12 protein-coding genes and 2 tRNA genes are annotated in these 13,591 nt (G+C 48.6%); all 14 read right to left on the reverse strand.

The window, feature by feature from the left end; genetic code table 11:
• Positions 1–179: 179 nt before the first annotated feature.
• Positions 180–256 (reverse strand) — tRNA-Asp (locus tag LG202_RS04555).
• A 50-nt stretch (positions 257–306) separates the two neighbouring features.
• A tRNA-Val gene (locus LG202_RS04560) sits at positions 307–382 on the reverse strand.
• Positions 383–402: 20 nt separating this feature from the next.
• The gene (locus LG202_RS04565) at positions 403–678 is read right to left on the reverse strand and encodes an HU family DNA-binding protein (RefSeq protein WP_011479634.1); all 276 of its coding nucleotides are present in this window, start codon (positions 676–678) and stop codon (positions 403–405) included.
• A 117-nt stretch (positions 679–795) separates the two neighbouring features.
• Positions 796–3,231: an endopeptidase La gene (gene lon, locus LG202_RS04570; RefSeq protein WP_230347227.1), complete on the reverse strand. Its 2,436-nt coding sequence runs from the start codon at positions 3,229–3,231 to the stop codon at positions 796–798.
• A 154-nt stretch (positions 3,232–3,385) separates the two neighbouring features.
• Positions 3,386–4,651 (reverse strand): ATP-dependent Clp protease ATP-binding subunit ClpX, encoded by a 1,266-nt coding sequence (gene clpX, locus LG202_RS04575; RefSeq protein ID WP_230347228.1) that lies wholly within the window; start codon positions 4,649–4,651, stop codon positions 3,386–3,388.
• A gap of 44 nt (positions 4,652–4,695) precedes the next feature.
• Positions 4,696–5,337 carry an ATP-dependent Clp endopeptidase proteolytic subunit ClpP gene (clpP, locus tag LG202_RS04580; RefSeq protein WP_268867562.1) on the reverse strand — a complete coding sequence of 214 codons (642 nt, stop codon included), beginning with the start codon at positions 5,335–5,337 and terminating at the stop codon, positions 4,696–4,698.
• The gene (tig, locus tag LG202_RS04585; protein WP_230347229.1) at positions 5,337–6,641 is read right to left on the reverse strand and encodes a trigger factor; all 1,305 of its coding nucleotides are present in this window, start codon (positions 6,639–6,641) and stop codon (positions 5,337–5,339) included. Before tig ends, clpP begins: the two co-directional genes overlap by 1 nt.
• A gap of 327 nt (positions 6,642–6,968) precedes the next feature.
• Positions 6,969–7,172: a cold-shock protein gene (locus LG202_RS04590; RefSeq protein ID WP_230347230.1), complete on the reverse strand. Its 204-nt coding sequence runs from the start codon at positions 7,170–7,172 to the stop codon at positions 6,969–6,971.
• 161 nt (positions 7,173–7,333) lie between these two features.
• Positions 7,334–8,005 (reverse strand): mechanosensitive ion channel family protein, encoded by a 672-nt coding sequence (locus LG202_RS04595; RefSeq protein ID WP_230347231.1) that lies wholly within the window; start codon positions 8,003–8,005, stop codon positions 7,334–7,336.
• A 187-nt stretch (positions 8,006–8,192) separates the two neighbouring features.
• Positions 8,193–8,789, reverse strand: coding sequence for a protein-methionine-sulfoxide reductase heme-binding subunit MsrQ (locus LG202_RS04600; RefSeq protein ID WP_230347232.1), 597 nt, complete (start codon positions 8,787–8,789; stop codon positions 8,193–8,195).
• 2 nt (positions 8,790–8,791) lie between these two features.
• Positions 8,792–9,754 carry a protein-methionine-sulfoxide reductase catalytic subunit MsrP gene (msrP, locus tag LG202_RS04605; protein ID WP_230347233.1) on the reverse strand — a complete coding sequence of 321 codons (963 nt, stop codon included), beginning with the start codon at positions 9,752–9,754 and terminating at the stop codon, positions 8,792–8,794.
• 50 nt (positions 9,755–9,804) lie between these two features.
• On the reverse strand, positions 9,805–10,677 hold the full coding sequence (locus tag LG202_RS04610; RefSeq protein ID WP_230347234.1) for a tetratricopeptide repeat protein: 873 nt from the start codon (positions 10,675–10,677) through the stop codon (positions 9,805–9,807).
• A gap of 32 nt (positions 10,678–10,709) precedes the next feature.
• Entirely contained in the window at positions 10,710–11,510 is an 801-nt protein-coding gene (gene cysQ / locus LG202_RS04615; RefSeq protein WP_459724479.1) for a 3'(2'),5'-bisphosphate nucleotidase CysQ, read from the reverse strand.
• Positions 11,507–13,591, reverse strand: a complete 2,085-nt coding sequence (ligA, locus tag LG202_RS04620; protein WP_230347235.1) for an NAD-dependent DNA ligase LigA — start codon at positions 13,589–13,591, stop codon at positions 11,507–11,509. Before ligA ends, cysQ begins: the two co-directional genes overlap by 4 nt.

Raw genomic sequence — 13,591 nt, forward strand, 5'->3', positions numbered from 1 at the left:
TTCAATCTTTGAAATGATCAGCCAACCAAGACTGACTTGTAAACCCAACTCTTAAATATACCACACATGCAGTAAGCAAGACATGCCTGAGGCAATAGTGACGTGTTGAGGTGAAATATGAAGTGTATGGGGAAGTGAGAGGGAATAAAAAAAGCGAACCGACTGGTTCGCTTTTTTCTTGGCGGAGCGGACGGGGCTCGAACCCGCGACCCCCGGCGTGACAGGCCGGTATTCTAACCAACTGAACTACCGCTCCTTGACTTTGCGTTGCTTTCTCCAAAACTCAACGACTTTTACGATGATTGATGGTGGGTGCTGACGGGGTCGAACCGCCGACATTCGCCTTGTAAGGGCGACGCTCTACCAACTGAGCTAAGCACCCGCTTCAACCAACGAAGACCGCTAGTTTACAGCATCTTTCAGCGCTTTGCCAGCCCTAAATTTAGGAGAATTGGCAGCCTTGATCTTAATTGTGGCACCAGTACGGGGATTACGACCATTGCGTGCAGCACGTTTACCAACATAAAAGGTACCAAAACCGATCAGGGTGACAAGCTCCCCTTTTTTCAATGATTTGGTAATTGCAGCAGTTGTTGCATCTAAAGCACGACCAGCAGCAGCTTTGGATAGACCAGCAGATTTAGCGATTTGCTCAATCAGTTCAGACTTGTTTGCCATGTAAATCCCCTTTCGACATTGTTTAAGAACAGGTGCGAAAAGACCCTGTGCCCTGCTTTATATCAAGCGGAAAAAGGCTATGTCAAGCCTTTCCCTCGCTTATTACATTGACATTGCTTAATGTTTAGTCACAGGAGACGGTTTAGTGCTTTTACCTTTCGGTTTGACTTCCGCCACAGTATCATCAGCATCAGTTGACTCTGGCACCCTCTCCAGTGCTAGTTGCAATACTTCATCAATCCATTTCACTGGGTGAATATCAAGATGATTCTTGATATTGGCAGGAATGTCACTCAAGTCTTTCACATTTTGCTCAGGGATCAAGACTGTTTTAATGCCGCCACGGTGGGCAGCAAGTAATTTCTCTTTCAAGCCCCCAATCGGCAGCACTTCACCACGCAAGGTAATTTCACCAGTCATTGCTACATCAGAACGAACGGGGATGTTACTTAAGACAGATACCAATGCTGTTGAAATGGCGATGCCAGCACTAGGACCATCTTTCGGCGTAGCACCCTCAGGCAAGTGAATGTGGATGTCATTCTTCTCGTAAAAATCCTCGGAGAAGCCCAAGCGCTTGGCTCGGCTACGCACCACACTCATTGCCGCCTGGATGGACTCCTGCATTACCTCGCCTAGCTTGCCGGTGGTAATCACCTTGCCCTTCCCTGGCAATAGAACGGACTCAATCGTCAACAGTTCACCACCTACTTCAGTCCATGCCAAGCCTGTCACCTGACCAACCTGGTTTTCCTTAGCTGCGACGCCATAGTCAAAGCGCTGAACCCCAAGATACTTTTCCAGATTTTTAGGTGTTACGGTTACCTTGCGCGGAGCAGCCCCAGCTTTAGGCTTGGATGTCAGGATTTCCTTAACCACCTTGCGGCATATCTTGGATATTTCACGATCAAGGCTACGTACACCAGCTTCGCGAGTATAGAACCTGACGACATCCCGGATAGTAGCTTCAGAAACACTAATCTCGGTTTCCTTCAAACCATGTGTCTTAAGTTGCTTGGGCAACAAATAACGCATGGCGATATTGACCTTTTCATCCTCTGTATAGCCCGCCACACGAATGACTTCCATACGATCCAATAATGGGCCAGGAATATTCAAGGAGTTTGCTGTTGCTACAAACATGACATCAGAAAGATCGTACTCTACCTCGACATAATGATCGACGAAGGTATGGTTTTGTTCAGGATCCAGCACTTCCAACAGCGCCGAAGAAGGGTCGCCGCGGAAATCCTGCCCCATCTTGTCAACTTCATCGAGCAGGAATAATGGGTTTTTAACACCCACCTTATTCATGCTTTGAAGAATTTTTCCCGGCATGGAACCAATATAAGTACGGCGATGACCACGAATTTCAGACTCATCGCGCACACCACCCAAGGCTACCCGTACGAATTTGCGGTTTACAGCCTTGGCAATACTTTGGCCCAATGAAGTCTTACCCACACCAGGTGGCCCGACCAAGCACAAGATAGGTGCTTTGAGTTTATCTACACGCTGTTGCACCGCGAGATACTCAACAATACGTTCCTTCACTTTTTCCAAACCGTAATGATCGGCATCCAAAATATCTTCTGCGATACCAAGGTCACGACTAATCTTGGTTTTCTTCTTCCAAGGTAAGCCAACCAAGGTTTCGATGTAGTTTCGCACTACAGTCGCCTCGGCAGACATCGGAGACATCATCTTGAGCTTCTTGAGTTCGGCATTGGCCTTGGTCAATGCATCCTTAGGCATGCGAGCATCGGCAATACGCTTTTCCAACTCATCAATATCAGCATTTTCATCCTGCTCACCGAGTTCTTTCTGGATAGCCTTAACCTGCTCATTTAGGTAATACTCGCGCTGACTCTTTTCCATTTGGCGCTTTACACGGCCACGGATACGCTTCTCCACCTGCAGGATATCAATTTCTGATTCCAATAAACTCAGCAAGTGCTCGAGGCGTTCAGATACGCTGAACATTTCCAGAATTCTTTGCTTTTCTTCCAACTTCAATGTCAAATGCGCCGTGATGGTATCAGCGAGGCGACCAGCATCATCAATAGTGGCTAGTGATGTCAGGATCTCAGGTGGAATTTTCTTGTTCAGCTTGACGTATTGATCGAACTGCGTGAATACAGTACGCATCAAGGCTTGAGTCTGGCTATCATCGCCTGCCGGACTTTCTATCATTTCTGTTTTTGCGGCAAAGCACTCCTGAGTTTCAACAAACTCCAGCACTTTCACTCTATGCAAGCCTTCAACCAGCACTTTGACAGTGCCATCAGGAAGCTTGAGCATTTGCAATACTGTTGCTACGGTACCAACATCATAGAGGTCTTCCGCATCAGGCTCATCCTTGTTGGGAGATTTTTGAGCCACTAACAGGATTTGCTTATCCTGCTCTGAGGCAAGTTCGAGCGCCTTGACGGATTTTTCGCGGCCAACAAACAATGGGATGACAAGATGTGGGTATACCACTACGTCGCGCAAGGGCAACAAGGGCAATAAGCCAGATTCTGGGGAGAAAGCCGGTAATGTTTGTTCTGTCATGGAGAAACTTTCAATGTTGTCAGCAGCTGGGCAACATGCCGAACGCTTTATACATCAATGGGGACAAGCGCTGCCACTTCAAGTGGCAGCGCTTAGATTTTCACATAAAAAAGGCTGCAAAGCAGCCTTTTAATTTGATTGAGTACGTCAAGTCTTAACTTGCAGTCTCAAGTTTAGGTTCATCAGCATAGATGAGAATAGGAGGCGTATCACCTTTGATCACTCCTTCATCCACAACAACCTTGCGCAGGTTTGGTATGGAAGGCAAGTCATACATGATCTCCAGCAAAGAGTGCTCCATGATGGAACGTAAGCCACGAGCACCAGTCTTGCGTTCTAAGGCCTTTTTCGCAATCAGGTGAAGAGCCGCTTCTCTGAACTCAAGATCAACGCCCTCCATCTTGAAGAGCTTGGTATATTGCTTAGTTAGCGCATTCTTTGGCTCAACAAGAATTGTCACCAAGGCGGCTTCATCCAGAGACTCAAGTGTTGCCACTGCTGGCAATCGGCCAACAAACTCAGGGATAAGGCCAAACTTGATCAGATCCTCAGGCTCAACATCGCGCAGTACCTCACCAATAGCACGTGCATCTTCCTTGCTCTTCACTTCAGCGCCGAAGCCAATACCACCCTTCTCGGAACGACGACGGATGACCTTGTCCAGGCCGTCAAAAGCGCCACCGCAAATAAAGAGGATATTGGTGGTATCCAGTTGCACAAACTCCTGATTGGGATGCTTGCGACCACCTTGAGGAGGCACGGAAGCTACTGTGCCTTCAATCAACTTGAGCAAGGCTTGCTGCACGCCCTCCCCTGATACATCCCGAGTAATGGAAGGGTTGTCAGATTTACGTGAAATTTTGTCAATTTCATCAATATAGACAATCCCGCGCTGTGCCTTTTCAACATCGTAGTCGCACTTTTGCAGCAACTTTTGCATGATGTTCTCGACATCCTCGCCAACATATCCAGCCTCAGTCAGCGTTGTTGCATCAGCCATGACAAAAGGCACATCCAGCAGGCGTGCAAGGGTCTGCGCCAACAAGGTCTTGCCTGAGCCAGTCGGTCCGATCACCAGGATATTGCTCTTGGCAATTTCAACATCATCTTTCTGGCCGCCTTGTTCCAGGCGCTTGTAATGATTGTAAACTGCTACAGCCAAATTCTTCTTGGCTTGTGTTTGCCCAATCACATACTGATCAAGGATGGCGCAAATCTCCTTAGGAGTTGGCAATTTCCCACTCTTAGGCTTGAGGCCATCTTCATCCTGAATTTCTTCTCGGATGATATCGTTGCACAAGTCAACGCACTCATCGCAGATGAATACGGACGGGCCAGCAATCAGTTTACGTACTTCATGCTGGCTTTTGCCGCAAAACGAGCAATAGAGTAATTTTTCGCTCTCGGCTTTTGTCGTCATCAAACTATCCTAAATAAACTAAAGTTTTGTCTACTATCTTATGCTTATGCAGCATCCGCACGGCTGGCAATCAACTTGTCCACCAAGCCATACGCCACAGATTGCTCTGCACTCATGAAGTTATCACGATCGGTGTCCTGCGCAATTTTCTCAATTGGCTGACCGGTATGGTGCGCCAAAATGCCATTGAGTTTTTCACGCAAGAAAAGGATTTCCTTTGCATGAATCTCAATGTCAGAAGCCTGACCTTGGAAGCCACCCAATGGTTGGTGAATCATGACACGAGAGTTAGGCAGGCAGAAGCGCTTGCCCTTGGCACCTGCCGTGAGTAGCAATGCCCCCATGCTTGCAGCCTGACCTACGCACAAGGTGCTGACATCGGGCTTGATGAATTGCATGGTGTCGTAGATGCCCATACCCGCAGTCACAGAACCACCAGGAGAGTTGATATAGAAATAGATATCCTTGTCAGGATTTTCCGCTTCAAGGAACAACAATTGGGCGACGACTAGGTTAGCCGTTGCATCATTGACCGGCCCAACGAGGAAAATAATACGTTCCTTGAGCAGGCGTGAATAAATATCGTAAGAGCGCTCGCCACGGCCACTTTGTTCAATGACCATAGGGATATACCCCAGGCCTTGTGCCTCAAATTGACTTTGTGCGGTCGAAGGGTGATGAATCATTAGCTATTTCCCATCAGGTCGTCAAACTTGACTTTCTTGTCGGTGACTTTTGCAGACTTCAATACCCATTCCACGACATTGTCCTCAGTTGCCAGAGCAGCTGGCTCATCCAGGCGCTTGGTGTCTGCATAGTACCAAGCCACCACGTCATCTGGTCTTTCAAAGCTTTGCGCAAATACATCTACCATGGCGCGAATCTGATCAGCGTTGGCTTGCAGATTTTCACTATTGACAAGCTCAGAAAGCACAAGGCGCAGACTAGCGTTACGCTTGGCCTGCTCTTCAAACAATGCAGGCTCAAGGTTGACGTTTGCCAAATCAACTCCACGTTGCTTGAGGTTGTTTTGTGTACTTTGCATCAAGCGGCCAATTTCTGCATTAATAAATGCCTTAGGGACTTCCAGACTAGTACCATCTAACAATGCTTGGAAGGCTTGTTCCTTGAGTTTGGCACGAACACGCTTTTCCACTTCTTGCTTCAAGCTGGCAGTGATTTCCTCGCGCATTTTTTCTACATCGCCATCTTCCACACCTAGGCTACGAGCAAAATCTGCATCAAACTCAGGTAGCTTAGCTTGCTCTACCGTATTGAATGTCACATCGTAGCTGACGGTTTTTCCAGCCAGCTGCTCTGGCTTGTGATCTTCTGGGTAAGCAATCTCAAACACTTTGTTGCTAGCCGGCTTGTTACCGGAAAGCTCGCTTTCAAAAGCAGGGAAACGCCCACCTTCACCAATGACCAAGTCAAGGCCTTGCTCATCAGTACGCTCAACTTCTTGGCCATCAATCGAAGCGATCAAGCTGATGTTGATCTTGTCACCCTTCTTGGAAGCACGCTTAACTGGCTCGAATGTTGCACGTTGGCGCAACAGTACATCAATTGTTTTCTTGACTTCAGCTTCGCCTACCTCAAGTGCAGGACGCTCAATCTTGATCTTTGACAGATCGCCTACCTTCACTTCAGGGAACACTTCAAAAGTCGCTGTGTACTCAATCTGTTGATCTGTTTCAGCATAAGGCTTGTGCTCAATGTTGGGATAACCAGCAACACGCAGCTTATTTTGCTCAACGGCGTCATTGAAGCTACGCTCCACAGCATCAGAAAGCACTTCGTTACGGACTTGCGCACCATATTGTTGGCGCACCATATTCAACGGCACTTTACCCGGACGGAAGCCAGGCAGCTTGGCAGTACGTGCCAAGCGATTGATACGCTCATTGACTTCAGATTCCAGAGGCTGTACTGGTACGGAAACCGTCATCCTGCGCTCAAGATTGCTGATGGTCTCAACGGTTGCTTGCATTGCTGTGTTCCTTAAATCGAGTTTTTGAGCTGACGCTCTACACATCTGGTGCGAGAGTTAATCCAGCCAAGTGATTGAAAATAAAAAATTTGCAAAACCACAATGGTGGTTTTACACCAGCATTCGCCGCCATCTTACCCATCGCTGGTTAAGAATTGGACATGAATATTAACTAGAGATTCTAGCATAGGTTATAAAACATAATATCGGGAAAAGCAGGGAAATCATCGGGAGGGGATCGGGTGAGATTTAATTGGGACTAAGTCCAAGCCGAGGCATGGATAAAACAAAAGGGTTGAGACGATCAACCCTTTTCAACATCAATGATTAAGCTTTTTGAATATTGGAGGCCTGCTTGCCTTTAGCTGTCTGTGCGATTTCAAACTGCACCCTGTCATTTTCCTTGAGACTTTTATACCCACTGCTCTGAATTTCCGAAAAGTGGGCAAATAAATCGTCGCCTCCTTCGTCGGGTGAAATAAATCCAAACCCTTTTGCATCGTTAAACCACTTAACTGTACCAAGTGCCATTTCACTCTCCCAAATAGTATGTGACTGATTGCAACTGCATGCTAAAACAACGACACACTAGGGAAGATAAGCAATAGCTGATTATGATGTAGGCACATTCCTACAGATAGAAACGCTCAGAGCCGCATAGCGGCTCTGATAGAGTTTGAAGAAACTACACCTTATTTGCGCTTGGATTGCATTTCCTCAATCAGGCGGGCCGCCCTCTCCTTGCCTCCCAGGCCAAAAGCAATGGCCAGCGCCAGAAAGATAGCGCCAAAGACGATCACAAATAATGCAGTTAATAACTGTGTGCCAATATCCAATTGTTCCAGGGCAACAAACAAGGCAAAAATCTGGATACCATACTCTACGGTCGTGCTGATTTTGAGCGCACCGTCATACTTCATGCCGTGTAGCCACGCGAATACCAAGCGATTCACGAAGCGTGCTAGCAAGGTACCAAAAATCAACACTAGGATAGCAACAATAATCTTAGGCAGATAATTGGCTAAGTTGTTGAGCATGTGAGCAACTTCGTTGAGTCCTAATGTATTGGCACCAGTGATGACAAACAGCAGAATCACCAACCAATAGATCACTTGGCTGATTACGCCACTCAATGTCAGATCAAAATCACCGTGCTTGAGAAATGCTTCAAGGCCAGAACGATCAGCAAACTTATCAAATTGAGCCAGCTCCAGTATGCGCTTAACACCTAGGCATGCCACCTTGGCACAGATCCAACCAAATCCCAGGATAACAATCACGGCTAGCAATTTAGGAAAAAAGTTAGCGACTTGGGTCCAGAACTCATTGAGGGATGTGAGAAAAATATCAATCTGCTGCTGCATATACACACTCCTTATATATTTATTGATGACCTTGATTTATCAGGTCTTTTGGGCCGGGGCAATAAGCCCAGCGTATCAGGATTGGAGAGGCATTTTCTCGTAAATGCAGATTGTTCGCAAACAAATAACCCATAAAGAATTAAATTACTTGATGAATATTAATTTTTAACTAATTGGTTTTATTGAATTAATATCTCACCAAAAAGCTTTTACAAAGCCGCACAGACAATAGAGCAAAAACGATCATGGCATATAGCAACGGCTGTGATAGGTCTTGCTTTACTAACCAGAAATAATGCAGAACGACCAGAATGGCAATCAGGTAAGTGAGCTGATGAAGTTTTTTCCAGCGCTTTCCCAACGTGCGCATCATGGCATCGCTTGATGTTGCAGCAAGCGGAATGCTCAATATAAAAGCCAGGAAGCCAACCAGAACGTAAGGATGCTTAGCGATATCGCGGGCGATTCCCCCCCAGTCAAACCAATGATCCAGCCAGATATAGGAAATGAAATGTAGGCAGGCGTAAAAAAACATGAACAGCCCCAGCATACGACGAAAGGACACTAGCCACTTCCTGCCTGATAACCAGCACAAAGGCGTGATCGCCAAACTACCTAGCAACATCACAAGGGACCATGTTCCTGTGGAGTGCTCAATAAATTCTACCGGATTTGCTCCCAGCCCATCCACACTCCCCAGCCAGAATAGCCTGACGAGTGGCACCAATGCCAAGCAGAACAATCCACGCTTACCCCAAAGTAACAAGGACTTTTGCGAAGACATATCTAGAAATGCTTGCGCAGATCCATCCCAGTATAGAGATGTGACACCTGATCGGCATAGCCATTAAACATCTGGGTGGGAATGCGTCGAGTGAAAAGGCTGCTGCCGATACGCCGCTCAGTGGCTTGCGACCAGCGAGGATGATCAACATTGGGATTAACGTTGGCATAGAATCCATACTCCTTGGGGCCCGCACGCATCCAAGTGGTTTGTGGCATTTTTTCCACGAAGCGGATACGCACAATAGATTTTCCACTCTTGAATCCATATTTCCATGGCACAACCAAGCGCACTGGAGCGCCATTCTGTGCAGGCAGGAGCTCACCATAGAGCCCGACCGCAAGTAACGTCAGCTCCTGCATGCCCTCATCCAGGCGCAACGCCTCAAGATAAGGCCAATCAAGGATAGGCACGCGAACACCCGGCATGGTCGCTTCGTCCGCGACAGAGACAAATTCGATAAATTTGGCGTTTGCAGTAGGCTGTACCAGCTTGATCAGTTTAGCAAGTGGAATGCCTACCCAAGGAATCACCATAGACCAGCCCTCCACGCAGCGCATGCGATAAATTCGCTCCTCCAGCGGAGCAAGTTTCAATAGGTCCTCTATACCTAACTGGCGTGGCTTGAGTACCTCACCCTCAACCGCAATTGTCCAAGGTGATGTCTTGAATTGACCAGTGTTACGTGAGGGTTGCTCCTTGCTGGTACCGAATTCGTAAAAATTGTTATAGCTGGTGATATCCCGGTAAGAGGTCAGTTTTTCATCCTGGCCATACAGGGTTTTCTGGATGTTGTGGATGGCAGGCTTGTGTAAAGATTCTGTCGTCCAGCCTTCGCGGCTCCACCCACTCAAGCCTATCACCCCACCCAACCCAACGGCCTTGAGCAAGGCTCTTCGCCGCTTGAACAAGGGCTCGGGGGTAATCTCGGTGCTAGCTACATCTACAGGCTTACCTATCAACATATCCTAACCTTTCAATCAGTTAGCTGACGAGCAACAGCCCACCAGGGGGATTAAGGTTGTGATAGATTCTGCAATTGTAAGTTCACTTCTGCCGTTAGCTTTTCTGCACCAATCGCTTCACCAATCTCCAACGCTTGGGCTAGCACTTCCTTAGCTTTCATGGCCTGGTTAGCGGCAATAAAGTTGAGTCCGAGATAGTAGTATCCTTTGGCAACCCAGTAGCCATCTCCGGCATCCTTGGCTTTTGCTATGATTTTATTCAGGTTTTTCTCGGCGCTACTAAAGTCTTTTGCGCCGATATACAAGAAGCCAAGCTCCAAACCAGCATTGGCATAGCTATCAAAGTCCCCATCACTTGCCTGCATTACTAATGCCTTGACTTGATATGCGATCGCATCGTCATAACGACCTTGCTTGGCTTTGAGCTGAGCCAAGTGCTCATTGACATCAGCACGCTCGTTATTGTTGCCTGCCAGCTTCAGTGCACTCTCATAATAACCTTGTGCTTCTAATAGCAAGGACTGTTGCACCAAAGCTTCTCCTGATAGCAAGCTCGCAATCACCTGAAATTTATGATTTTTTTCCTGCTGTGCCAATAACAGTGCTGCTTGATAACTCGCTTGTGCTTCTGCATATTCGCCTAGCGCTTTATAAGCGTTGCCTTTGAACAAATGAACTAACAACCTGTCATTCGCTGTCGCAGCTCCAGGTTCGGCTTTACTAAAGCTATTAAGCGCTTCATTGGCCTTTCCCATACTGAGTGCCGCCCTGCCCTGGCATAGCAATAAATCTCGCTGCATAGGCTCTTGTGCTAATCCTTGCTCTGCTTGGGCCAAGGCAGTCGTCGCATCGTTTTCATTAAGCGCTTGGAGGCAGGCTTCAGCGGGATTGCTAGCCGCATTCGCAGCGTTACCTGTCAACATGAGTATGATAAAAGCTCTAAACAACGGCATTGTTACTCCAGATATTGGTTCCAGTCATGAGCGGTGCGTCCGCGGGCAAAAAACTCGGGGTTAAGGATGGTGTCTTTACGATTGTATTGCAGAGGAAGCCCATGACGATCCACTAATAGGCCACCAGCACTTTCCAGGATGCATTGTGCCGCAGCGGTATCCCATTCTGAAGTCAAACCAAGCCGCGGATATATATCCGCCTTACCTTCAGCCACTAAGCATATTTTTAACGAGCTTCCCATATTGATGACATGCGGCTCACCATGTTGCACTGAGATATTGTGCAACATGGCCTGTATTTTTCTGCCTGGGTGGGAACGACTAGCCGCGACGGTGATGTTATCTAAACATAACTCGCGAGCATGAATCCGCTCGACAGCATTGCCTCTTTGCTGCTTGAAGGCCGATAGACCATCAGCAAAATAATCCAGACCAAGTGCAGGAGCATGCACAACCCCTAGAATGGGGCGACCTTGATCTATCAGGGCAATATTGACGCTAAATTCACCATTGCGCTTGACGAACTCGCGGGTGCCATCCAGGGGATCAACCAGCCAGTATTGCTGCCATCGCTGACGCTCTGCGAAGGAGGCGAGCTCGCACTCCTCTGATATCAATGGCAAGTCGGGTGTTAGATGTTGCAACCCCTCCTGGATGATGCGATGCGCTGCCAGATCAGCCTCGGTCAGGGGTGATTGATCTGCTTTGTGCTGGACTGCAAAATCACCATGATAGACCTGCATAATAGCTTCGCCAGCCTGGTGCGCCAGCTGTATCAATGCCTGAAGCAGGCCAGCTCTCATTCAGCGAGCAGGCTAAGCAGTCCTGCTTCATCCAGAATGGTTAAACCTAGCTCTTGTGCCTTGGTCAGCTTGCTCCCCGCTTCGCTGCCCGCAACCACATAGCTGGTTTTCTTGGAGACGCTGCCGCTAACCTTGCCGCCGGCAGCTTCTATGCGTTCCTTGGCATCATCGCGTGACATGGTGGGAAGTGTGCCTGTTAGCACAAAAGTCTTCCCCTCTAATTGACCAGAGCTTGCCGGTTGCCCTTCACTTTCTGGCCACAGTATGCCAGCCTCGACCAGCTTGCTGATGACTTCGCGGTTATGCGGCTCAGCAAAGAACTCGGCTATAGAGCGAGCCACCACAGGGCCGACATCCGGCACTTGTTGCAGCGCTTCTGCACTCGCTGCTTGCAATGTTTCCAGCTTGCCAAAATATCGTGCCAAATCCTTGGCTGTCGCCTCGCCTACATTGCGTATGCCTAGCGCATAGATAAATCTATTCAGCGTGGTTTGCTTACTGTGCTCTAAAGCATCCAGAAGGTTTTGCGCGGACTTTTCAGCCATGCGATCAAGCTCGGAAAGAGTATCAAGATCAAGACGATAGATATCCGCCAGCGTTGTTACCAACTGGCTATCCACCAACTGGTCTACCAGTTTTTCACCCAAACCCTCAATATCCATGGCCCGGCGAGAAGCAAAATGAAGAATGGCCTGTTTACGCTGTGCTGGGCAAAACAAGCCACCAGTACAGCGCACAGCTGCTTCATCCGGCAGGCGTACAGCATGCGAGCCACAGATTGGACATACATGCCCGATCGCGTCCAGCAGGATGTAAGGCCGGGCATTAGCCGGGCGTCTCTCAGTCACCACGGAAACTACCTCGGGGATAACATCCCCGGCACGCCGCACCACAACAGTATCACCGATACGAACATCTTTGCGGTCGATTTCATCCTGATTGTGCAAAGTGGCATTAGTAACCGTTACACCACCAACAAACACAGGCTTGAGGCGCGCAACTGGGGTAATCGCCCCCGTGCGCCCTACCTGTACGTCTATCTGCTCTAGTACCGTCATTTCTTCCTGGGCAGGAAATTTATGCGCCACAGCCCAATTTGGTTCACGCGAGCGAAAGCCAAGCTCGCGCTGCAAATCAAGACGATTGACTTTGTAAACCACCCCATCAATGTCGTAAGTCAATTGATCTCGCTTGGCTGCAACTGCCTGATGAAAAGCTGCCAGAGACTCTGGCCCCACACCCACAGTGCGCTCCTGGCATACTGGGAAGCCAACATCCTTCAGGGCGTCTAGCATCTGGGCATGAGTAGGAGGCACCTCCCAGCCCTTGGTTTCACCAAGGCCATAGGCAAAAAACGATAAAGGGCGTTGCGCGGCAAGTCGTGGATCAAGCTGACGTATGCTGCCTGCCGCGCCATTACGCGGATTCACGAGAGTAGCCTTGCCTTGCTCACGCTGGCTGGCATTGTAGCGCTCAAAATCAGGCCGGCTCATATACACCTCGCCCCTCACCTCAAGCACCTCGGGCGCAGCGCCATGTAACTGCAGCGGAATCTGGCGTATGGTACGAATGTTATGCGTGACATCTTCACCCATCTCACCGTCACCTCGCGTTGCGGCTTGTACCAGCTGCCCATGCTCATAGCGCAAACTGAGCGCCAGGCCGTCAAACTTTAATTCGGCGGCATATTCAATCGCTGCATCTTCCGGCAACAATCCGAGCTTTTTACGCACACGAGCATCGAAATTGTGTGCACCTTGAGGTGTAATGTCGGTTTCTGTTTCTATCGACAGCATGGGAATGCGATGCCTGACTGGCAATAGCCCGCTCATGGCAGCCCCACCTACTCTTTGCGTCGGTGAATCTGCCGTGATCAGTGCAGGATGTGCTTCTTCCAGGGCCTTAAGCTCGCGGAATACGCGGTCATATTCGCTATCGGGGACGCTAGGTGCATCCAGTACATAATATTCATAGTCATAGCGCTGGATGGTTGCGCGTAAGACAGCGGCCTGCTCAGCCACATTGGAGGTTGTGACTGCTGGCGTAGATTCCGGGAATAAGCCGGCTTGCATATCCGACAT

Source organism: Methylobacillus methanolivorans, from assembly GCF_054588515.1.

Excerpts from the sequence above, each read along its gene's own strand:
- cysQ (WP_459724479.1), bottom strand. The coding sequence starts at position 11,510 with ATGAGAGCTGGCCTGCTTCAGGCATTGATACAGCTGGCGCACCAGGCT.
- LG202_RS04565 (WP_011479634.1), bottom strand. The coding sequence starts at position 678 with ATGGCAAACAAGTCTGAACTGATTGAGCAAATCGCTAAATCTGCTGGT.
- clpP (WP_268867562.1), bottom strand. The coding sequence starts at position 5,337 with ATGATTCATCACCCTTCGACCGCACAAAGTCAATTTGAGGCACAAGGC.
- lon (WP_230347227.1), bottom strand. The coding sequence starts at position 3,231 with ATGACAGAACAAACATTACCGGCTTTCTCCCCAGAATCTGGCTTATTG.
- ligA (WP_230347235.1), bottom strand. The coding sequence starts at position 13,591 with ATGTCGGATATGCAAGCCGGCTTATTCCCGGAATCTACGCCAGCAGTC.
- msrP (WP_230347233.1), bottom strand. The coding sequence starts at position 9,754 with ATGTTGATAGGTAAGCCTGTAGATGTAGCTAGCACCGAGATTACCCCC.
- LG202_RS04610 (WP_230347234.1), bottom strand. The coding sequence starts at position 10,677 with ATGTTGACAGGTAACGCTGCGAATGCGGCTAGCAATCCCGCTGAAGCC.
- LG202_RS04600 (WP_230347232.1), bottom strand. The coding sequence starts at position 8,789 with ATGTCTTCGCAAAAGTCCTTGTTACTTTGGGGTAAGCGTGGATTGTTC.
- LG202_RS04590 (WP_230347230.1), bottom strand. The coding sequence starts at position 7,172 with ATGGCACTTGGTACAGTTAAGTGGTTTAACGATGCAAAAGGGTTTGGA.
- LG202_RS04595 (WP_230347231.1), bottom strand. The coding sequence starts at position 8,005 with ATGCAGCAGCAGATTGATATTTTTCTCACATCCCTCAATGAGTTCTGG.
- tig (WP_230347229.1), bottom strand. The coding sequence starts at position 6,641 with ATGCAAGCAACCGTTGAGACCATCAGCAATCTTGAGCGCAGGATGACG.
- clpX (WP_230347228.1), bottom strand. The coding sequence starts at position 4,651 with ATGACGACAAAAGCCGAGAGCGAAAAATTACTCTATTGCTCGTTTTGC.